Below are 18,848 nucleotides of genomic sequence, written 5' to 3' on the forward strand. Positions count from 1 at the left end.
CCGCCTGCATCACCGCGTCCACGCGGGCGGGATGCCGTCTTTCATGGAGATCGGTGCGGCTGTGGGCAGCGGAGGCGAGGTCCGTATGCCTACCGCTTTGCGGCTGCGGCGCGGCGTCGCCGCGAAAACGCCGCCACGATGGGAAAGAGGATCAGCCCGAGGGTCGCCAGCGCGATGACGGCCGAGATCGGTCGCGTCACCAGTTCCGTGATGTCACCACGGCTGATCAGAAGCGCGCGGCGCACGTTCTGTTCGGCCATGGGTCCGAGGATCAGGCCAAGGACGATGGGCGCGAGGGGCACGTTCACCTTCTCGAAGACATAGCCCGCGAGACCGGCCGCGAACATGATCCACAGATCGACGACCCGGCCGTTGATGACATAGACCCCGACCGCCATCAGCACGAGGATCGTGGGCACGAGCAGCACGCCCGGCAGACGCTGGACCTGAGCGAACACCTTGGTCGCCGCCGCGCCGCCGACGGCGAGGATCAGCAGGGACGTCAGCAGCATCTGGACCATGAAGCCGCCGACGAGGCCGGGGTTCTGGTGAAAGAGCTGCGGGCCGGGCTGCAACCCGTGGATCAGGAGCGCGCCAAGCACCAACGCGGCGATGACGTTGCCGGGGATGCCGAGGGTCAGCGCCGGGATCATCGAGGCCGCGTTGTCGGCATTGTTGCCGCATTCGGCCGCCGCCACGCCGGCAGGATTGCCCTTGCCGAAGCTGTCGGGATCTTTACTGGCGCTCTTGGCGGCGTTGTAGCTGAGGAAGGCCGCGATGTTGCCGCCAGCGCCGGGCAGGATGCCCACGCCGATACCGATCAGCGACGAGCGGACCCAGGTCGGGATGAAGCTGCGGACTTCGGACCACGGCACCTTCGCCGGCTCGAGCTTGAGCTGCGCCGCCGAAAGCCCCTTTAGGTCGGCCGCCTCGGCCAGGGCGATGACGGGCGGCAGGGCGTAGAGCCCGACAAGGATCACGATGAGATCGAGACCGCTCAGCAGCCAGACCTGATCGAAGGTGAACCGCGCCGCGCCTGACAGCTGGTCCAGCCCCACCGTGCCGAGCAGCAGCCCCAGTGTCGCGGCCATGAGCCCCTTGACCGCATCCGACCCCACCAGGACGCCGATGGACGCCATGCCGAACATCGCGATCCAGAAGTACTCCGCCGGGCCGAAGGCCAGCGTCGCCCGGGCCAGGATCGGGCCGATCGTCATCAGTGCGATGGCTGACGCGGTGCCGCCGAGGGCAGAGGACCAGCAGGCGATCTTGAGCGCGCGCGAGGCTTCGCCGCGCTGCGCCATGGGGTAGCCGTCGAAGGTGGTCGCGATGGCGGCGGGCGTGCCGGGGATACGCAAGAGTATGGCCGGAATGGCACCGCCGTACATCGACCCGTTGTAGATCCCCGCGACCATCCCGAGCGCCACCAGCGGCTCCATCGAGTAGGTCAGCGGCAGCAGCAGCGCGATGGCCATCACAGGGTTGAGCCCCGGCAAAGCCCCGATGAAGACGCCAAGGATGGAGGCGCCGATCATTGCCGCCACCGGCCCGACCGCGAAGACGCCCGAGAGAATTTGGGTCACGATATCCATGGAACAGCCCCGATCAGAAGGTTTGCCAGAACTCGGTTGGCAGCGGTTTCTCGAGCACGATCGAGAAGACCGACCAGACGATGGCCACGAAGACGGCAGCGGTCAGGACCAGATAGACAGGCTTGCGAAAGCCCAGCGCCGCCGGCAAGGCCACCACGACGAGCGCCGACGCGGTGTAGAAGCCAAGGACCGGGACCAGCGCAAGGTAGATCGCACCGGCCGTCACGGTCACGATCACCCGTCCGGTGTGGTCGGTCAGCGGTCGCGGCATAGCCTGCCCGCGCAGGGCCGCCTTGACCGCGACCAACAGCCCGAAGCCGGCCAGCACGAGGCCCAGCACCATCGGGTAGGTGCCCGATGCGCCGGAATACGCGGCGGCCTTGACCGCCGCGTAAAGACCCAGGGCGGCAAAGATGGCACCGAGAGCGATATCCTGCCGCCGTTCCATCAGCTGCCCAGGCCGAGCTTCTCGGCGACCTTGGCGAGCGCGTCGTATTCGTTGCGCAGCCGCTCGGCCAGCGCGTCACCCGTCACCACATTCGGGATCTCGCCCTTGGTGGCAAGAAACTCGACGTAGGAAGGATCGTTGACGGTGGTCTCGAGCGCCGCGGCCAGACGTTCGGCGATGGCCGGATCGAGACCGGCGGGCGCGAGCACCATGCGCCAGAGCAGTGTCTCTTCCGCGCCAAGGCCCAGCTCTTCCAGACCCGCGGCCTTCGGCAGCGCCTCGACCGGGTTCGCGGAGGTCACGATCAGGCACTTCGCCTCGCCCGACTCGGTATAGGGCAGCACGGGCGAGATGGATCCGCCATAGATATCGACATGCCCGCCGAGGAAGTTCTGCAAGGTCTCACCCGCGCCGCCAAACGGGATGGCAACGGCTTCGATCTCCTTGGCCTGAAAGATGCGCTCCGCCGCCATCTGCATCGTGCCGCCGATGCCGTCGTTGCCGTAGGTGTACTTGCCCGGATTGGCCGCGAGCTCGGCGAGGAACTCCTCTCCCGTCTCGGCGGGGAAGTCGGGGCTCACGCACATCGTGTAGGCCGTTTCGGACGTCGAGGCGATGGGTGTGAAGCTGTCGATGTCATAGGCCACGTTCTGCACCTGTGGCACCGTCGTGATCGGGCTGTTCCACGTCGCCAGCAGGGAATAGCCCGTGGGCTTGTCCATCATGAACTGCGTGACACCGACCGAGCCGCCGCCGCCGGCGACGTTGAGGATGGCAAGCGATGTGCCGAGCTCTTCCTCGAGAAGCGTCGCGAGCTTGCGCGCGCTGGTGTCCGTGCCGCCGCCCGCAGGGGCCGGAATCGTCACCTCGATGGCGCGCTCGGGGTATTCGGCAAATGCCGCCACGGCGGACAGGGCCAGCGCACTTGCGCCGATAAGCAGGGTTTTCATTGGTTTCCTCCCTCTGAAGACAAAGTGTCAGCCGATACGGCTGTGGTAGTGAAAGCGGTCGGCCCGCCCGGAGGCGACCCGCCATTCGATGGCTTCGCCTGTCATGGCAAAGGCCGTGCGTTCGATCTGGGCGACGGGATCGCCCTCTGTCAGACCGAGGCGCAGGGCAATCGTGCGGTCCGCGGTCCCGAAACTGACCACGTCCTCGGCCTGGGCCACGAATACGCCGAAACGCTCGTAGTAGACCGGGTAAAGAAGCGGACCGATCTCCTCGGCGGGGATCGCCTCGAAGCCCGCGAAACGGGCCTGCGGGATGAAGATCTCCTCGTAGAGGAACGGTTGCTCGGAAAGGCACCGCAGCCTCTCGATCCGGATGACCTCGGTGGTCCCGAGGGCATTGGCGACATGTTCGGTTGCCGTGACCTGCGTGCGCGAGATCAGGCGGCTGGAGGGAATGCTCTGTTCGGCACCATGCTCGCGCACCTGGAAGAAGCGGAACAGCGTCGCGTCGAAGGCAGGCTTGCGCAGGAAAGTTCCGGCACCCTGCCGTCTTTCGAGAAGCCCTTCGTCCGACAGCTTTTGCAGCGCCTTGCGCACGGTGCCGACTGAAAGCGCATGTTCCGCCGCCAGCCGGTTGTCCGAAGGCAGCGCCTCGTCCGGCTTCCACTCTCCGGCCGCGATGCGGCGCGCGATGTCGTCGCGCAGGCGCAGATAGGCGGGCAGCCTGTCGTCACTGACGGTTGATGCAAGTGTCATATCGTCTCCTCCGCCGGTCGGTCTACCGTGGTTGACCGCATTAGTCAACTAGTTCTATATATAAGTAAATAAGTGGAGGTTTCGCGGTGATAAATTTCGACTGTCACGCCCATGTCTATGAAAGCGTAACCGCCGTGCCGGACGCGCGATATGTGCCCGGCGCGCCTGCACCGCTCGACTCCTGGCTGCGCCTGCAGTCCGAACACGGGCTGCGCGGCGGGGTGATCGTGCAGGTCAGCTTTCTCGGAACGGACAACTCCCAGCTTTTGCATGCCCTTTCCAAGGTCGATCGCGACCGATTCGCCGGCATTGCCTGTATCACGCTGAACAGTTCGGAAGCGGGCGTGCGCGACCTCGCGGAGGCGGGCGTCCGCGGCGTTCGCTGGAATCTCGTTTCGGGTGCGGAGTTGCCCGACGTGTCCGACCGGAGCGTACAGCGGTTCCTGGACATTCTGCAGGCCCACGACATGCACATCGAAATTCAGCTCGAGAGCGCACGGTGGGCGGACTACCTGCCGGGGCTGTCGCGCGTGCCGGTGCCGGTCGTGATCGACCACATGGGCCTGCCGGTCTCCGAGAATCCGCAGGAGGAGCCATGGCTGAACGCGCTCGAGACCTGCCCCACCCGGGCGCCGTTCTTTGTCAAGCTGAGCGCGCCCTACCGTGGCATCCCGGACCAGCGCGCCCACCTCGATCGTTTGTCCACCCTTCTGCCGGAGAACCGCTTCGTCTGGGGCAGCGACTGGCCGCATACACGCTTCGAGAACGTGGCGTCCTTTGCCGGTAACCTCGAAGAGGTGTCGGATCGGTTTGACGACACGGAAGCGTCCAGAACGCTTTACGGCATGACCTGATCTCGACCGGGATCAGCTTTCGGTTTCGGGGGCCGAACTCAGCCCGTAACGCCGCATCTTGTCGTTCAGGGTGCGGCGCGGCAGGCCGAGGGTCTCGGCGGCGCGCAACGTGTTGCCCACGTGCGCGTCAAGCACTGCGGCGATCTCGCGCGCTTCGAAATCGGCGACCCGGTCGGCCAGCGTCAGCGCGCCCGGGCTGCCGCCACCGGCCGCGGGCAGGTCGAAGAGGCCAAGGGCATAGGCCTCGGCGCTGGCTTTCAGTTCACGGACATTGCCGGGCCATGCCATCCGCCGCAGCTTCTGCCGCTGCGGCCAGGGCAGATCCGGATCAGAACGGCCGTACCGGCGCGCGGCAAGCTGCGCGTAATGGGCGAAGATGAGCGGGATGTCCTCTCCCGCCTCGCGGAGCGTCGGCGTCGTCAATTCGATCCCGGCAAGCCGGAAGTAGAGATCGGGGCGGAACCCTTCCTGTACCCGAAGGGAAGCCTTGGTGGTGGCGATCACGCGGATATCGAGCGGACGCGGAACTGTCTCCCCGATCCGTTCAACGGATCTTTCCTGCAGCACGCGCAGCAGCTTGGCCTGGATCGCGGGCGGCATCGTCTCCACCTCGTCCAGCATGAGCGTGCCGCCGTCCGCCGCCTCGAGCTTCCCGGCGCGGCCCGTGGCATCATGGGCGAAGACCCCCGCCCCGTGGCCGAAGAGCGTGGTTTCCACCGTGGCCTCCGACAGGGCCGCGCAATTCAGCGCGACGAAGGGGCCGCCCGCCCGGGCACTGCCCGCGTGGATCGCGCGGGCCGCCAGTTCCTTGCCGGTGCCCGTCTCTCCTGTGATGAGCACGTCCAGATCGACCGACGCCAAGGCAGCAATACGATCCCGCAGGGCGCGCATGGCGCGCGACCGGCCCAGAATGCTGGCCTGGTCACGTTGCCCCAGCTCGTCCTGCAGGCGGGCGACCTCCCGGCGGGCGGCTTCGGCCTCGGTCGTGCGGCGGATCACGGAAAGCAGATGCGCCGAATCGTAGGGTTTTTCGAGGAAGTCGTCGGCGCCCGCGCGGATCGCCTCGACCGCATGTGCCACGTCCCCGTGACCTGTCAGCAGGACAACCGGAACCGTTACCGCCCGTTCCCGCAGGGCCCTGATGAGCGCGATTCCGTCCATCACGGGCATCCGCAAGTCGCTGATGATCATGTCGGACGGCTCGGACAGCGCGGCCAGCAGGTCGCCCGCCGTCGCGAAGGCCCTCACCCGGTAGCCGGCGGTCTCCACGAGGTCGGCCAGCGCCGAAAGGTGGTCGGCGTCATCGTCCACGATGTCCACGCGTGCGGGCGTCATGACAAGCTCTCCTGCGGCGCGCGCGGGAGGGTCACGGTGACCTCGGTGCCCTGCGCCTCTTGCGATCTGATATCCAGTGTCCCGCCGAAATCCGCAAGGATCACCTTGCAGATCGCAAGGCCGAGGCCAAGTCCCTCGCCGCTGTGCTTGGTCGAGAAGAAGGGCTCGGAGACGCGGGGCAGATCGGCCTCGGAGATCCCCGTGCCGCTGTCACGCACGACGATGGTGGCGTCGCCTTCGTCCACCGAAAGGCTGACCTCTATTCCGGGCTGCGCAATGCCTTCGACCGCGTCGAGCGCGTTGAGCAGGAGGTTCGCGACGACCTGTTCGATGCGCACGGTTCCGGCCATCACCGTCACCGGATGTTCCGGAAGGTGCAACGCGGGGGTGACCCCCACGGCACGCGCGCGGGGCAGCACGAGATCCAGTGCGGACCTGAGCGGCGCGCGCAGGTCGACACGGCTGAGGTGCACGGTGTCCTTGCGCGCGAAGCTCTTGAGGTGCTTGGTGGTGCGCTGCATGCGGCGGATCATGTCGCGGGCCTTGCCGATGCGTTCCGGCGTGCGGGTGTCGTCCGGTTTGATCCCCATCTCGGCAGCGGCCAGTGTGGCCTCCATCGCGGCGAGCGGCTGGCTGATCTCGTGCACGATCGCGGCGGACATCCGGCCCATCGCGGCCATCTTCTCCGTGTGGATCAGCGCCTCCTGCGTGGCGCGCAGGTCGGTCTCCACCTGTTTGCGCGCCTCGACCTCGCGGGCGAGATCGGCGGTGCGGTCGATGACCATCGCCTCCAGCCGCTCGGACTGCGACAGGCGCATGGCGACGATCTGCCGGCGCTGTTCGATGCCCTTGAGCGTTGCGGCGACGGCAAGGGTCGCGAGCGCCGCCAGCGCGGCCCAGCCGATCGCCGCCAGTTGCACCCCGCCGAGGGGGCGGACCGCGATCACCCTGCCCAAAGTCCCCGGCACCTGGCCGATCCTGGCGATCCAGCCGTCGCCGCGCGCATCCGGCCCGTCCGGCGGGGCCGAGAACAGGGGCGCCGCCTGGTCCAGCCCGACGCCCTCGTAGACGCGGGCCGCCTGCAGGCGCGCCAGCACGTCCGGCGCCAGAGGTTGCAGCGGCCGATACTGCCAGTCGGGCCGCGCGGACAGGAAGACGACGCCATGCTCGTCCGCCAGCGCCACGTCCGCCTCGGCCGCGCGCCACGTTTCCTGCAGGGGGCGCAGATCCAGCTTGACCACCATGACCCCCTGTGTCCCGTCCAGATCGACCCGCGCCGAGAGGAAATAGCCCGGTATGCCGGTGGTGACGCCAATGGCATAGAACTGCCCCTGCCCCGTGGCGAGCGCGTCCTTGAAATAGGGCCGGAAGGCGTAATTCTGTCCCAGAAAGCTGCCGGGCTGGTTCCAGTTCGATGCGGCGATGGTCCGGCCCGTGCTGTCGATCAGGAACAGCTCGTCCGCGCCGGCGTGGTTGGCAACCGTTTCGAGATAGCGGTTGGCGTCGAGCAGCGAGCCGCTGGCGGACAACGCGGAGCGCACCCGCGCATCTTCGGCCGCGACGGCAGGCAACGCGCGCAGGCGGTCGATCTCGGCCTGCACGGCGCGGGTGGTCAGCAGCAGGGTCTGGTCCAGTTCCTGGCGCGCCGTGGCGATGGCCCGGGATTGCGCCACGGTCCAGACCAGCGCCGCAACGAGGCCCGCCAAGAGAAGCGCGCGGAAAAGCGTCACCTCATCGCCCTGTACCTTGGCGGGTCACCGGCCCTCATCCCGCAGCGGCGGCGGCCCCGTTACGGTCGCCCTTCGACTGTGCCCAGTTGAGGGCAAGCAGGGCCACGACCAACGCCGCGCCCACGAATTCGACGGTCAGCGACGGCCAGAAAAGCGCCACGATGCCGGGCAGCAGCAGCAGCCGCATCCAGATCCGCATCGGGCCGAACAGGAAGGCTTCGAGCACGGCAGCAAAGGCGACGAGCCCGAGGATCGCGATCGCGCCGCTCCACAGGACCAGCAGCAGCGGACCGCCGAGGATGATTTCCTCGTTGAACACCATGAACAGCGGGATCAGGTAGAGGCCCTTGGCGTATTTCCACGCCTGTACGCTGGTCTCCATCGGTTTCGACCCTGCGATGGCCGCGCCCGCGAACCCGGCCAATGCCACCGGGGGCGTTACGTTGCTGTCCTGCGAATACCAGAACACCACAAGGTGCGCGATGAGCAGCGGGATGCCGAATTCCTCGGTCAGGGCCGGCCCGACGAGGATGATGAGCACGATGTAGGCCGCCGTCACCGGCAGCCCCATGCCGAGGATCAGCGACGCGATGACGACCAGCAGCAGTGCCAGCAGCAGGTTCCCGCCCGAAAAGGCGATCATCATGGCGGAGAATTTGAGCCCCAGCCCGGTCAGGCCCACCACGCCGACGATGATCCCGGCGACGGCACAGGCCATGGACACGGCCACGGCGTTGCGCGCCCCCAGTTCCAGCGCGTCGAGCGTGAGCTTGATGCCGGTTCGGCACAGCGCGACAAAGGCCGAAAGGGTCGGCCCGCTCGCGGCAAAGGTCCAGAGCGCGCGCGCGCCGGCGGCTGCCATGATGGACAGGATGGCGTAGAAGCCCACGCGCATCGGGGAATAGCCCGCGACCAGCAGCGCGATCAGAGCGACCAGCGGAAGCAGGAAATGCCAGCCCTCGGCCAGGACAGCGCGGGTGCGCGGCAGCTCGGATCCCGGCAGGCCGGTCATGCCCTGCTTGACCGCGGCGATGTGCACCAGAAGGTAGACGATGCCAAAATACAGCACCGCCGGAAAGATCGAGATCAGCACGATGTCGACGTAGGGAACCCGCGTGAATTCGGACATCAGGAAGGCACCTGCCCCCATCAGCGGCGGCATGATCTGCCCGCCCGTCGACGCCGCGGCCTCGATCCCGCCGGCCTGCGCGGGGCGGTAGCCCAGTTTCTTCATCAGCGGGATGGTGAATGCCCCGGTCGTGACGACGTTGGCGATGGCGGAACCGCTGATCGACCCCATGCCGGCAGAGGCGATCACCGCTGCCTTCGCGGGGCCGCCCCGCTGCCGCCCGGTGGCGGCATAGGCCAGATCGATGAAGAACTTGCCCGCGCCGGTCGCTTCGAGAAACGCGCCGAAAAGGACGAAGATGAACACGAAGGTTGCCGCGACGCCCAGCGGAATGCCGAAGATGCCCTCGGCCCCCAGCGTCATCTGGCTGGCGACACGATCCAGCGAATACCCCCGGTGGTTCAGGATGCCGGGCATCCAGTCGGAAAGGAACGGCAGTTCACCCCGGTTGCCCGCGAAGGCATAGACGAGAAAGGCGGCGCCGATGATCGTCATGCCGAGGCCTACGGCCCTCCGTGCCCCTTCGAGCACCACGAGGATGGTCAGGATGCCCATCCAGACATCGATCTGGCGCGGAAAGATCTGGTTGGCGATGGTGTCGATGTTCAGGGGCACCCATGCGCCCGCCGCGATCCCGCACAGGATCAGCGGCCCGTCGATGGCCCAGCCCAGCGCGCCGCGGGGGCGGTCGAGCCCGAAGACGGGAAAGATGAGAAAGCAGAGCACAAGGATGAAGCCGAGGTGGATCGGCCGCTGGAAGAACAGCCCGAGCGGCTGCACGCCCGCCGCCCAAAGCTGAAACAGTGACAGGGCGATGCCGATCAGCATGATGGCGCGCAGCACGATGCGGGGCTGCGCGACCGCTTCGGGATTGATATCGTTTTCCGTGGTCATTCGTCGTCCGTCCCAACCAAGGCGATCCGCACCCGTTCTCGCGGGGCCACCGCCGACAGGGATACCACCCTGTCACCCATCCTGATCCGGTGATCGACGGGACCGGATCCCGGTCTCAGCACATAGGCGTCGCCGGGCACGGGTTCGTCGATGTCCAGTATGAAATAGCCGCCCTGTCCGTCCGTGACCTGTCGGCCGCGCCCCGGTATGTGATCCAGACCCGCCGCGAAATCGGGCAGATGGGACCAGACCAGAACCATGCGCCCCCCGCGGTTCTCGTAGCAGTCGGAGACCTCGAACCCCTTGACCGAGTGATGCCAGAGCACGCACCACCCTGCGCCGGGCGCCACGTCGAACCGGGCGATGACCTCGCCGGTTTCACGGGTGGCGACAAGCTCTGCCGCGAGGGCGACCGCCGGGGCGGACAGGAGGAGGGCCAGAAGCCCTCCTCTCGTTCCGCGTGTCACGGGCGCAGGCGGTCCGGAATCTCGGCGCCGGTTTCCTCGAAGTAGCGGATCGCGCCGGGATGCAGCGGCACCGGGGTCGCATCCAGCGTGAATTCGACCGTGGTCTGGTTCGCGGCGGGGTGCACGGCCTGGAGTTCCGCGATGTTCTCGAACATCGAGCTGGTGATCGCGTAGGCCAGATCATCCGACATCTCGGAAGATACGGTCAGCACGTTCGGGATGCCGAGGACGGAGATATCTTCGTCGACGCCGGTGTAGGTACCGCCGGGCAACGTCGTGACCGCAAAGGTCGCGTCGGCCTCACGGGCCGCTGCCAGCTGCTCTTCCGTCAGGGCGATGATGACGATGTCCTGCGTCGTCGACAGGTTGAGGATCGACGATGTCGGTGCGCCGACCGACCAGAAGCCCGCGTCGATGTCGCCGTTGGCCAGTGCATCCGCGGTCTCGTTGAAGTTCAGGCGCTGTTCCTCGATGTCGTCATAGCTGATGCCGTTGGCTTCGAGAATTGCGGCCGTGTTGACCTCGGTGCCCGAGCCGGGCGCGCCGATCGAGACGCGCTTGCCGCGCAGATCGTCGAGCGACGTGATACCGCTGTCTGCCAGGGCGACGATGTGGATCATGTTGGCATAGAGCGAGGCAAGGCCGCGAACCATGGGCAGCTGTTGGCCCTCGAAACGGCCCGTGCCTTCGTAGGCCTGCGCGACCGTGTCGGCGAGGCCAATGGCGAGGTCGGCATCGCCGGTGGCAATCAGACCCATGTTCTCGACCGAGGCGCCGGTCACTTCCGCGGTGGCCGAATAGCCTTCGACATGGTTGTTGATGACTTCGGCCAGGCCGCCGCCCATGGGGTAATAGACCCCCCCGGTGCCACCGGTCGCAATGGACAGCTGGGTCTGGGCCGTGGCAGGCGCGGCAAAGCCGAGCGCGATGAGCGCAGCCGTGCCGATCAGGGCCTTCGGCGCGCGAATGAGTGAGTGAAGCATTCTATCCTCCCAAGTTATTGTCGTAGTCCGATGGTCTCGCGTTCCTCCCGCGACAGCAAGAGACTTTCAGAAAATCCTTTGGAAGTGGACCGGTTTCTGACGGCGTACCGGAATTCCGTGGCAGACGCCCGCCACGCCCGCGGCAGAAACTCGCGCGGGGGCATTTCGGCGTGAAAGCGGCGAAGGGGACTGCCGTCAGCCCGCAGGCTGCGTCATTCCTGCGGCACGAACGTCAGGATTGGCCATGTCTCGTCGCGCAGGGCGCTGCGGGTGAACCAGCCGGTCTTGCCCGAGAAATTGCCCCGGCACCACAGCCCGTCGGACGCGATGAGGCATTGATTCACGTTCAGCTGCGTCTCGCGCGGGACCACGCCCAGAACGGCGGCATCGGCACGGGGCTGATTGCGCACGTTGAGGTTCACCAGGGTACGCACCGCGGTCGGCGACTCTTCCGCGAAGGTGGGAAGCTGGAGGTCCGTCTCCGTCGCGCAGATGTTCGTGAAGCCCCGGTAATAGCACTTGTATTTCGACAGCGCCGCGCGGATCGCCTGGCCGGTCGCGTCGCCGGTGGCGCGTTCGATGACGACACCGCGCCCGTCGGGAACGATCTCGCCGGTGATGCGGAACTGGTTGCCGCCCAGAATGGCCACGTCATCGGGCGCCTCTCCGGTCGACAGCCTGATCTGCCCTTCGGCGATGCGCCAGCGCGCGGCCGTGGAAAGTGGCCCGCGGCAGTCTTCGGTCGTGACCTTGCGCGTGCCTTCGGTATCGACCGCGTCGGTCGCCAGCGTCAGCTTGCAGTTGCCGCCATCGGCGGTCGCCGGATCGAAACTGTACCATTCGCCACCGAACGCCTGTGCCAGCGCATCGGCATCCTGTGCGGCCAGGGGGGATGCCAGCCCGAAGGTGGCACAGATGAGGAAAGCGTTAAGGAGTTTCATTCGTCGTTCCGGCTTTGATTGGTATCGGTCTTGGCGGGGCTGCCGATCTCGGTTCGGGTCTCGGCGATAACGCCATCGTTCTGAAGGATCTGGAGCGTGGCAACCAGATTCGGATGCGCGCCGGCGTTGATCACGAGGCGCGCGACCTCGACCGGGGTCGCGCCGCGCAGCGTGACGGTCTTGCCCTGGGCGGATTTCATGCTGTTGCCCGACGCATCGATACGGGTCACGGACAGGCGCGTATCGGCCGTGGCACCCTCTGGCCCGCTGACAGCACCGACAAGCGTCAGCGTATCCTGATCCTGATTGATCTCAAGGTGCGGCACGGCCAGTTCCGCCCGGGCGGCGGCCGTTGCACCGATCCAGACCAGACCGGCAAGAACGGCGCGGCTGAAAGCGGTGCCGAGCGGCATCAGTTGCTTCCGATGACCGTCTGCCGGATGATCACCGTTCCCGCGTTGGTCGTGACGGACGGTCCGGCGTCCACGGTGGTGAGGTTGTTGCCGATGATCTCGTAGCTGACGTTGCTAGAGCTTCCGTCGATCGTCAGGTCGGCAATGTTGTTATTGCCGTTCTGGATCAGTTCACCCTGGATGTCCGTCCCTTCGACGGACACGTCCGCCTGATTGCCGTTTCCGATCTGGGACACGCTGCCCAGGGCGCGGGTGCCCAGGACGGACAGGGTTGCGCTGTTGCCAATTCCGGCTTGCGACAGGGCGCCGGTCAGGTCATTTCCCGTGGCGTTGACGGTCCCGGTGTTGTTCGACCCCGGAGAGTTCACCCCCCCTGCCCCGGTCTGGCTGAACAGAACCGCGATATTGTCGCCGTCGATCACGACAGTGCCGGAGTTTCCGTCGCCCACCTGACGTGCCGGAGCACTCCCGGCGGCATCCCCCGCGACGAGCGTGTTCGTCCCGGCCGTCTGATCGACCGAAATGGTATTGCCGGTGGGGCCATTGAGCGGATTCGATTGCAGCAGGTACAATACATTCTCATCGGCATGAGAAATGACCGGGCTGGCCACGCCCACAATTAGGGCAATCGCAGAAAATCTGAATAAATTCATAAGAGCATCCTTTGCGGTATCCTACCACGAGGATTGGCGAATGCTCAAATTGTTTCTGGTGCCGATCTGGCGGAATACGGCGGTCTGCCCCGCGCCGGTCTGGACGACCTGAGCAAGGTTGTCGCTTCCCATGATCTCGCCGGACAGAAAATGACCGCTTCCGGTCTGCAGGCCTGCAAAGCCGTTGTTGCGGCCGCCGATGTCGAGACGCGCGACGTGGCCAAAGCCTTTTTGCTCGAAACGTCCGAGCACAAGTTCCGGCATCAGGGGGCCCGCGACCAGGGCGGCGGCGCCGTTGTCCGTGCCGGAAAGGGTGATCTCGGCGGTGTGGCCGCCGCCGTCGGACTGAACCACGGTCAGACGATTCTCCGACCCGGTGTCGATGATGGTCAGCGTGTTCGACAGCGTGTCAGCCTGTGCTGCCGTTACGCCAATGGACAGTGCGGCGACAAATGCGAGTGTCAGTTTCATGGGGCACCTCTGCTCGGTTCCGTTTTATCTACGGACGAGTCTGGATGCTTCGACTGGCATTAAGTCGACGCCGCAGCGGCAACTTTATGGCATTTGATCAGCCGATGACTTCTTCGGAGTCGGGATTGTTGGGCGGCGCGGCCGGCTGCTGGCGCTGCGGTTCGATCCGACGCTCCACCACCGGACGCGGGCGGGCGACCTGCCGCGCGCGCGGCACGGTCTGAACCACCTGGGCGGCGTTGCGGGTGCGCGGACGCACCACGTCGGTGGTGCGCGGGGGCACCATGCCGTCGAACTTGTCGTTGTTGTATCCCCGCACGAAACGCTCGCCCTCGGCCTGGTCGGCAAAGGTCCACAGGCCCAGCATCGCGCCCTCGGCCACAAGGGCCATCACGCCTTTTTCAACCGCCTTTTCGATCGCGAACTGCTTGGGCTCGTTCATGGCGACACCCGCTTCCGCTTCGAGCAGCTTGTCGAGCTCGACATAGGTAAAGATGATGCCCTGCGTGGAGGCGGACGCCAGCGGCTTGCGGACGGTCACGCTGGTCAGCACTTCGCCGGTTTCAGTCGAAACCGCGCGCAGGGTGACGGTGATCGTGTCCAGCTTCCAGCGCTGGTTCGGCCCCAGCCCGAGGAACCGGACACCGTAGCCGCCGGTCATCGTGTTGGTATCGTAGCCGACGATCGCGCCTTCGATGATGATGCCGGCATGATCCAGCGGGCCCAGCGCGGACGGGTCGATCTGCTGTTCGTTGCGGTAGATGCGGCGCATCTCCGTCACGATCTGCCGTTCGCGCAAAAGGTTGTCGAGGTTGGAGCGGTCGAGCACGCTGAACCAGCGGCGGTCGCCCGCGTCCTGCAACGCCTTGATGAGAACGGCGGCGCCGCCCTGGGTCACGGCGCGCGACAGGTTCTGGCCCTGCTCGTCTTCCTTGTACTGGCCCGTCAGGTCCGGCAGCCCGTAGACCGCAACCGTCACCCGCTGGTTCGGCGCCGGAATATCGCGCAGCGCGCGGTTCTGGTAGGTCACGTCGCCGATGCTGGCCGCTTCGGGGTTCGGTCCGTCGTAGAAGTCGCTGCCCCTGAGTTCGCAGGCGGCCAGGCTCAGCGCCCCGAGAGTCGCCAGCGCAAACCGCCTAAAATAAAGTGACATCGCCATTCGCCTGCTCCATCCCGAAAATACGATTGCGGGGTTCAATTTCAGTTCACGACCAGTTGCGGCACGACGATTTCGGTCACGCTGCCGTCGAGCGCGTCGATGATCGTGAGCGTGATCGAATCAAGGGTCCGGGTGAACGTCACCGTCGTGGTACCGAACACCACGGTGCCGCTATCCTGAGGGTTGTCGCCGAAAATCGCCTCGGTCACCTGGCCCGCAAGTGCGGACAGAAGCCGCCCCTCCAGCTGCCGCACGAACAGGTCCGCATCGGTCGGGCCGCCATCCCCGTCCAGGCCGCCGCCCAGAAGGCCGTCGTCGTCCCCGGCGTCCCGCGCCGTCGCCTCGCGCTGCGCGTTCGCGATGCTCAGCAGGTGGGCGGAGTTCAGGGGGTTGCCGCCGAAGGACGGGTTCACGGGTGAATAGACGATGTCCTGTGCCGCAACGCCCTGCGCCATGGCAAGGCCGAACGCTACGGACATTCCTGCCAGCTTGCTGCCCTTAATCATCGTCACCTGTCCCAAATACGTCGGCGTATGTGCCGCTCTTAAAGTCGTTGCCTAAATCTTGTGCTGCAAGTTGTTGTCACAATCTCGCGGCGGACGCAAACATTGAGATTGGTGCGGTTCCCGATATTCGCAGGGTCGTGGCGATCAAACAACAATTAACGGGCCCACCCCCCGAATAGAGGATGATTCGAGACGAAATACACGCATTGCGAGAAATTCCGCAGACCATCGTTTCCAAATTCGCGGGAAATTATCCGGAAGCAACCCGAATTGGGGCGGGAACAGGGCAAAAACAAGAACACTTCTTGCCAACACGAAGGCCATATTTTAACCTTAACGCGAGGGTCAGGGCTTCGGAAAATTCCGGCCTGACGCCGAATCGCAAAATGCCCCCGCAATTCGGCAGGGCGAATAGGCGATGAATATCAATTCGTCGAATTGTCGACGATTATTTTAGGGTAAACGAGATGACTTTCAGGAAATTCGCACTGGCCACCACCGCGCTGACCATGATCGGCGCCGGCGCCTGGGCTGACGACAACACTGTCCGTATCGACCAGCTTGGCGCAGGCAACGTTGCCGATATCGACCAGTCCGAGGCATCCTTCAGCTATGCAGGTCGCGACGACTACACCACGCAGCGCCTCGACACGCTGACGATGCAGCAGGTCGGCGACGACAACATGCTGTCCATCACCCAGTTCGGTGACCGGAACTATGTCGGTGCCCTTTCGCGGAACAACGGCGGCGACGGCAGCGGCGTCAAGCAGCGCGGCGACAAGAACGAAGCCACGATCACGCAGGACGGCGTGCGCAACCTCGTGAACTCACTGACCCAGGATTCCGACGCCGGCGCGACCGCCGCCCAGAACACCCTGACCATCGAACAGACCGGTGTATCGCGCAGCCACCCGCTTAAGAACAACGGCGGCCTCGAAGACGGCGCTGACAACTACATCACCGGGATCGCCCAGATCAACAACGGCGGGGCCACCTCTGCCGCGAACGACATGCAAGTGACCCAGACCCGCGACACCGCAATGAAACAGTTCCGCGCCAACGCCATCGGCCGCGGTGGTGTCGGCGGCAACTTTGGCAACGATGCGTCCCACGCCAACGTCGCGCTCAAGCAGGAAGGTGCCGGCAACGAGATGATTGTCTCGCAGTCGGGCGAAGAGAACGTGATCTACGACACCCGGAACAGCGACGTGGAACTACTGCAACTGGGCAACGGCAACGAGATGAACGTGAGCCAGTCCGGCAAGGAAAACCGCATCTATACCGTGTCCCAGAACAGCACGGCCGGTACCACCGGGAACACGGCAAACGTCAGCCAGTCCGGTGAACGCAACGGGGCCGCGGGCCTGAACAAGACCTTCGCGGGCGGCGTGGGCGCCACCCGTTCCTCCGTGCTGCAAACCGGCGGCGGCAACGTCGTGAACTACTCGGCGACCGGAAACGACAACCAGTTCGGCTTTACCCAGATCGGGAACAGCAACACCGTCAACCAGGTGACCATCGTCGGCAACGGCAACGAAACCGCCGCGTACCAGCAGGGCGATTTCAACAGCGCCTCGATCGCGCCGATCGTGGGTGACGGCAACGATGTCGGTATCAGCCAGACCGGTGGCAACTTCAACGCCGCTACCGTGCAGCTGACCAACGGCAGCGACGACAACAGCATCGGCATCAGCCAGACCGGCAACATCAACGGCGCGACAGTGACCGCGGATGGCGACCGGAACTACGTCGAGGTCGTGCAGATCGGCTCCAACCCGAGCGGCGTGCTGATGAACATCATCGGTAATGACAACGGTGGCGGCACATTCATGGGCATGGCAACTTCCGGCCTCGGCCTTGCATCCGGCCTGATCAAGCAAGATGGCTTCGACAACGTCTTCGAAGGTCAGATCATCGGCAGCGACAACCAGTTCGCGGCCCTGCAGCAAGGCAATGACAACGAGATCCAGGCCGACGTCTTCGGCGACGGGAACGAGTATGCCGTGAGCCAGATCGGCAACGGCAACCTGTCCTTCATCATGCAAAACGGCAGCGGCAACGTCGCCGGCGTGAGCCAGTAACCATTGAAGGCAGGGCGGCGCGCCGCCCTGCCTTTTCGGCCGTTCCGACAGGAGCGGCCTGTTTTCTTTCCATTCCTGCCACCGGAGAATTTCATGCCACGACACACCGGATGGAGCATTCTTGTACTGGCCGCGTTTGCCGGTACGGCATCGGCGCAGGCACTGGATGAAAACGTCGTCCACATCGACCAGATCGGGGCCGACAACAGCGCCGTGATCGACCAGTCCGGGGTGCGCAACCAGGCGGGGCGGCAGGACGACCCGCTGTGGCAGGACGGTTTCTGGAATGACCTTCAGATCCGGCAGAACGGCAATCGGAACACCATCGGCACCGAAGGCACCGGCCTTTACCAGCAGGGGCGTTTCACCACCGAGACGGTGCACAACCGCATCGTCATCGACCAATTTTCGGACGACAACGTGATCGGCACGGTCGAACAGCTGTCCGAGGGTGCCGTCCCCAATGGCGCCAACGACATGACGCTGGTGCAATCCGGCGGGGACCGGAACCGCATCAACATCGCGCGGCAGGTGCAGGAGACGGGCGACGCCTCGCAGGAAATGATCTTGCGCCAGACCGGGGCCGACAACGTGATCGACCTGGCCAGCCAGACCGCGAACAGCAGCGTCGACGACAAACCCAATATCATGCGGGTCCGCATGTCCGGCAGCTTCAACGGGCGCGACCGGCTGAGCGGCGCGGCAGCCATCCCGCTCCTGCGCGACAGCGCCTTCGTCCAGGAGGGCGGCGCAGCCGATCCGCGCGCGAACGGCAACTTCATGGACGTCGAGATCGCGGGCAACGACACGGCCATTGGCATCCGTCAGGGCGGGCGCGACAACTCCGTCGGCTTCATCACCATCAACGGCAACGGCAACGATCTTGGCATACGTCAGGACGGCGACCAGAACGATGTCGTCCTCTCGGTGGTCGAAGGGGATGGCAACGCCATCGGGATCGACCAGTTGCAGACCAACCTCGCGACCGTTTCCCTCATCGGCGATTCATCCGACAACGCGCTGCTGGTGCAGCAGCAGGGCACCAACGACGCCTTCCTTACCCTCGAGGGTGACCGGAACAACGTGAGTGCGGTTCAGGATTTCCGCAACGGTCTGGGGGGTGAGAACACGCTCTCCGTCGCGATCGAGGGGGACGACAACCAGCTTGTCACCGACCAGCGCGGCAGCAACACCGCCACCATCGGCATCGAGGGCAACAGGAACAACACACGCCGCCTGATCGTCCCGGGGGCGGTGCAGGCCAGCGCGGGGCTGGTGGAACAGCTCGGTTTCGACAACGCCGCCGACATCAGCGTGCTGGGTGACGACAACGTCTTTGCCGTGCTTCAGGACGGGTTCGGAAACCTTGTCTCGCTCCTTCAGGACGGCGACGAGAACGACGCCATCATCTTCCAGGGCGGCTCGGGCAACGACGCGCGGGTGCGGCAGGTGGGCGCGATGAATTTCGCCTTCGTGCGGCAGTAAG

General features: G+C 65.4%; 18 protein-coding genes. 3 read left to right on the forward strand and 15 right to left on the reverse strand.

All coding sequences use genetic code 11. From position 1 onward, the window contains the following. Nucleotides 1-89: 89 nt before the first annotated feature. Genes BOO69_RS14335 through BOO69_RS14350 form a run of 4 tightly spaced genes read right to left on the reverse strand, consistent with a single transcriptional unit; the run spans nucleotide 90 to nucleotide 3,746 of the window. Nucleotides 90-1,592, reverse strand: a complete 1,503-nt coding sequence (locus BOO69_RS14335; RefSeq protein ID WP_071972791.1) for a tripartite tricarboxylate transporter permease — start codon at nucleotides 1,590-1,592, stop codon at nucleotides 90-92. A 13-nt stretch (nucleotides 1,593-1,605) separates the two neighbouring features. Beyond that, the gene (locus BOO69_RS14340; protein ID WP_071972792.1) at nucleotides 1,606-2,040 is read right to left on the reverse strand and encodes a tripartite tricarboxylate transporter TctB family protein; all 435 of its coding nucleotides are present in this window, start codon (nucleotides 2,038-2,040) and stop codon (nucleotides 1,606-1,608) included. Further along, on the reverse strand, nucleotides 2,040-2,990 hold the full coding sequence (locus BOO69_RS14345; protein WP_071972793.1) for a tripartite tricarboxylate transporter substrate binding protein: 951 nt from the start codon (nucleotides 2,988-2,990) through the stop codon (nucleotides 2,040-2,042). The genes BOO69_RS14340 and BOO69_RS14345 overlap by 1 nt, the downstream gene beginning before the upstream one ends. 27 nt (nucleotides 2,991-3,017) lie before the next feature. Then, nucleotides 3,018-3,746: a GntR family transcriptional regulator gene (locus tag BOO69_RS14350; protein ID WP_071972794.1), complete on the reverse strand. Its 729-nt coding sequence runs from the start codon at nucleotides 3,744-3,746 to the stop codon at nucleotides 3,018-3,020. Between the two features lie 86 nt (nucleotides 3,747-3,832). Between BOO69_RS14350 and BOO69_RS14355 the strand changes: the two genes are divergently transcribed. Then, a complete protein-coding gene (locus tag BOO69_RS14355; protein ID WP_071972795.1) occupies nucleotides 3,833-4,600 on the forward strand; it encodes an amidohydrolase family protein in 768 nt (255 codons plus the stop codon). Nucleotides 4,601-4,612: 12 nt separating this feature from the next. On the opposite strand, the gene BOO69_RS14360 is transcribed toward BOO69_RS14355, so the two are convergent. The 11 genes from BOO69_RS14360 to BOO69_RS14410 form a co-directional block, all read right to left on the reverse strand. Further along, a complete protein-coding gene (locus tag BOO69_RS14360) occupies nucleotides 4,613-5,935 on the reverse strand; it encodes a sigma-54-dependent transcriptional regulator (protein ID WP_071972796.1) in 1,323 nt (440 codons plus the stop codon). Continuing rightward, nucleotides 5,932-7,665, reverse strand: a complete 1,734-nt coding sequence (locus BOO69_RS14365) for a sensor histidine kinase (protein ID WP_071972797.1) — start codon at nucleotides 7,663-7,665, stop codon at nucleotides 5,932-5,934. Before BOO69_RS14365 ends, BOO69_RS14360 begins: the two co-directional genes overlap by 4 nt. Before the next feature lie 34 nt (nucleotides 7,666-7,699). After that, nucleotides 7,700-9,688, reverse strand: coding sequence for a TRAP transporter permease (locus BOO69_RS14370; protein WP_071972798.1), 1,989 nt, complete (start codon nucleotides 9,686-9,688; stop codon nucleotides 7,700-7,702). After that, nucleotides 9,685-10,155 carry a DUF1850 domain-containing protein gene (locus BOO69_RS14375; RefSeq protein WP_071972799.1) on the reverse strand — a complete coding sequence of 157 codons (471 nt, stop codon included), beginning with the start codon at nucleotides 10,153-10,155 and terminating at the stop codon, nucleotides 9,685-9,687. Before BOO69_RS14375 ends, BOO69_RS14370 begins: the two co-directional genes overlap by 4 nt. After that, nucleotides 10,152-11,138: a TAXI family TRAP transporter solute-binding subunit gene (locus BOO69_RS14380; RefSeq protein WP_083545536.1), complete on the reverse strand. Its 987-nt coding sequence runs from the start codon at nucleotides 11,136-11,138 to the stop codon at nucleotides 10,152-10,154. The genes BOO69_RS14375 and BOO69_RS14380 overlap by 4 nt, the downstream gene beginning before the upstream one ends. Before the next feature lie 212 nt (nucleotides 11,139-11,350). Then, entirely contained in the window at nucleotides 11,351-12,079 is a 729-nt protein-coding gene (locus BOO69_RS14385) for an SH3 domain-containing protein (protein ID WP_071972800.1), read from the reverse strand. After that, a complete protein-coding gene (locus BOO69_RS14390; RefSeq protein ID WP_071972801.1) occupies nucleotides 12,076-12,492 on the reverse strand; it encodes a hypothetical protein in 417 nt (138 codons plus the stop codon). Before BOO69_RS14390 ends, BOO69_RS14385 begins: the two co-directional genes overlap by 4 nt. Continuing rightward, nucleotides 12,492-13,103, reverse strand: a complete 612-nt coding sequence (locus tag BOO69_RS14395) for a hypothetical protein (RefSeq protein WP_156874942.1) — start codon at nucleotides 13,101-13,103, stop codon at nucleotides 12,492-12,494. Before BOO69_RS14395 ends, BOO69_RS14390 begins: the two co-directional genes overlap by 1 nt. 63 nt (nucleotides 13,104-13,166) lie before the next feature. Beyond that, nucleotides 13,167-13,616: a hypothetical protein gene (locus BOO69_RS14400; protein WP_071972803.1), complete on the reverse strand. Its 450-nt coding sequence runs from the start codon at nucleotides 13,614-13,616 to the stop codon at nucleotides 13,167-13,169. Between the two features lie 97 nt (nucleotides 13,617-13,713). Further along, nucleotides 13,714-14,775: a CsgG/HfaB family protein gene (locus BOO69_RS14405; protein ID WP_071972804.1), complete on the reverse strand. Its 1,062-nt coding sequence runs from the start codon at nucleotides 14,773-14,775 to the stop codon at nucleotides 13,714-13,716. Between the two features lie 41 nt (nucleotides 14,776-14,816). Then, entirely contained in the window at nucleotides 14,817-15,254 is a 438-nt protein-coding gene (locus BOO69_RS14410) for a curli assembly protein CsgF (RefSeq protein ID WP_083545537.1), read from the reverse strand. A gap of 494 nt (nucleotides 15,255-15,748) precedes the next feature. On the opposite strand from BOO69_RS14410, the gene BOO69_RS14415 reads away from it, so the two are divergent. Beyond that, the gene (locus BOO69_RS14415; RefSeq protein ID WP_071972806.1) at nucleotides 15,749-17,362 is read left to right on the forward strand and encodes a hypothetical protein; all 1,614 of its coding nucleotides are present in this window, start codon (nucleotides 15,749-15,751) and stop codon (nucleotides 17,360-17,362) included. A gap of 93 nt (nucleotides 17,363-17,455) precedes the next feature. Further along, nucleotides 17,456-18,847, forward strand: coding sequence for a hypothetical protein (locus tag BOO69_RS14420; protein ID WP_071972807.1), 1,392 nt, complete (start codon nucleotides 17,456-17,458; stop codon nucleotides 18,845-18,847). Nucleotide 18,848: the final 1 nt, after the last annotated feature.

Origin of the sequence: Sulfitobacter alexandrii (assembly GCF_001886735.1) — a bacterium.
Classification (GTDB): Bacteria; Pseudomonadota; Alphaproteobacteria; order Rhodobacterales; family Rhodobacteraceae; genus Sulfitobacter; species Sulfitobacter alexandrii.

Bases quoted from the DNA above. Each gene is read 5' to 3' on its own strand.
- BOO69_RS14335 (WP_071972791.1), bottom strand. From the start codon at position 1,592: ATGGATATCGTGACCCAAATTCTCTCGGGCGTCTTCGCGGTCGGGCCG.
- BOO69_RS14340 (WP_071972792.1), bottom strand. From the start codon at position 2,040: ATGGAACGGCGGCAGGATATCGCTCTCGGTGCCATCTTTGCCGCCCTG.
- BOO69_RS14345 (WP_071972793.1), bottom strand. From the start codon at position 2,990: ATGAAAACCCTGCTTATCGGCGCAAGTGCGCTGGCCCTGTCCGCCGTG.
- BOO69_RS14350 (WP_071972794.1), bottom strand. From the start codon at position 3,746: ATGACACTTGCATCAACCGTCAGTGACGACAGGCTGCCCGCCTATCTG.
- BOO69_RS14360 (WP_071972796.1), bottom strand. From the start codon at position 5,935: ATGACGCCCGCACGCGTGGACATCGTGGACGATGACGCCGACCACCTT.
- BOO69_RS14370 (WP_071972798.1), bottom strand. From the start codon at position 9,688: ATGACCACGGAAAACGATATCAATCCCGAAGCGGTCGCGCAGCCCCGC.
- BOO69_RS14380 (WP_083545536.1), bottom strand. From the start codon at position 11,138: ATGCTTCACTCACTCATTCGCGCGCCGAAGGCCCTGATCGGCACGGCT.
- BOO69_RS14385 (WP_071972800.1), bottom strand. From the start codon at position 12,079: ATGAAACTCCTTAACGCTTTCCTCATCTGTGCCACCTTCGGGCTGGCA.
- BOO69_RS14390 (WP_071972801.1), bottom strand. From the start codon at position 12,492: ATGCCGCTCGGCACCGCTTTCAGCCGCGCCGTTCTTGCCGGTCTGGTC.
- BOO69_RS14400 (WP_071972803.1), bottom strand. From the start codon at position 13,616: ATGAAACTGACACTCGCATTTGTCGCCGCACTGTCCATTGGCGTAACG.
- BOO69_RS14405 (WP_071972804.1), bottom strand. From the start codon at position 14,775: ATGGCGATGTCACTTTATTTTAGGCGGTTTGCGCTGGCGACTCTCGGG.
- BOO69_RS14410 (WP_083545537.1), bottom strand. From the start codon at position 15,254: ATGTCCGTAGCGTTCGGCCTTGCCATGGCGCAGGGCGTTGCGGCACAG.
- BOO69_RS14415 (WP_071972806.1), top strand. From the start codon at position 15,749: ATGACTTTCAGGAAATTCGCACTGGCCACCACCGCGCTGACCATGATC.
- BOO69_RS14420 (WP_071972807.1), top strand. From the start codon at position 17,456: ATGCCACGACACACCGGATGGAGCATTCTTGTACTGGCCGCGTTTGCC.